Consider the following 1,376-nt stretch of genomic DNA (forward strand, 5'->3'; position numbering starts at 1 on the left):
GCCCCACACCGCCGAAACCCCCATACTCCGAGGCCTTCGCGCACTACCTCTCCGACCCGGTCGTGCCGGGCGACGACTGCCTCAACCTCAACATCTGGACGCCGCAGCCGGACCCCGGAGCCCGCCTCCCCGTTCTCGTCTGGCTGCACGGCGGCGCCCTGACCAGGGGCTCGTCCGCCGTCCCCGTCTACGACGGCCATGCCTTCGCCCGTGACGGCGTGGTGTGCGTCTCGGTCAACTACCGACTGGGCGTGGAGGGCTACGGCCTGTTCCCGGACACACCCCCGAACCCCGGCCTGCGCGACCAGATCGCCGCCCTGACCTGGGTGCACGAGGCCATCGAGGCCTTCGGCGGCGACCCCGGCCGCATCACCCTCTTCGGCCAGTCCGCCGGGGCGATCAGCATCGGCGCCCTCATCGCCGCCCCGCAGACGCAGGGGCTGGTCCGGCGGGCGGTCCTCCAGAGCGGACCGCCCGAGGCGTCCGAGCGGGCCAAGGTACGGCGGATGGTGCGCCGTATGGCCTCCCGGCTGAAGATCCCCGCCACCGCCGAGGCCTTCGCCGCCGTCGACCGCGACCTGCTGCTGCACACCCAGGCCGAGGTGGGCAAGCTCAGCAGCCCGGTGGTCGGCGGCCCCGCCTTCGGCATCGTCATCGACGGCGACACCGTCCCGCGCAATCCCCTGGAGGCCCTCACCGAGGGCGGCGCCGCCGCCGGTGTCGAGCTGATGATGGGCTGGACCCGCGACGAGTACCGGCTGTGGCTGGTCCCGGGCGGCCTCCTGGAGCGCGTCGACCGCCTCGGGGCCGTCGCCTTCGCGGGAGCCATGGCCCGCTGCCACTGCGGCAGCGAGGTCCCGCGCGGCTACCGCGCCCTGCACCCCGAGGCGAGTACGGCGGAAATCGTCGGCCAGCTGGTCACCGACCACCTCCTGCGCATCCCCCTGCACCACCTGGCCGACGCCCGTACCGAACCGTCGTACGTCTACGAGTTCGCCTGGCCCTCGAACCTCCCCGACCTCGGTTCCTGCCACGCGCTGGAGCTCGGCTTCGTCTTCGACACGGGCGATGCCCCCGAGTCCCGCAAACTGGCCGGGGAGGGCGCCCCGCAGGAACTGGCCGACGAGATGCACGCCGCGTGGGTGCGCTTCGCCACGGACGGCGACCCGGGCTGGGAACGCTGGGACGCGGCCCACCCGGTGCGCGTCTTCGGAGACCGCGCACCGGACGCCGAGAACGGCGTGGCCTACACGGCGTACGGGCCCCGGGACCGCGAACTCGCCCTGTGGGCGACCGACGCCGCCGCGGTCACTCCTGCGGAGCCAGTGCGGATAGGAAGGCGGTCCAGGTGGCGGGGGTGATGGTGAGGTGGGGGG

At 73.7% G+C, this 1,376-nt stretch carries 1 protein-coding gene; it reads left to right on the top strand.

What is annotated here, in order from left to right; genetic code table 11:
* A partial coding sequence (locus tag CA983_RS43680) for a carboxylesterase/lipase family protein (RefSeq protein WP_086606113.1) occupies window positions 1-1,361 on the top strand: 1,361 nt, incomplete at its 5' end.
* Window positions 1,362-1,376 lie beyond the last annotated feature (15 nt).

This window comes from Streptomyces swartbergensis (assembly GCF_002148965.1).
Lineage (GTDB): Bacteria > Actinomycetota > Actinomycetes > Streptomycetales > Streptomycetaceae > Streptomyces > Streptomyces swartbergensis.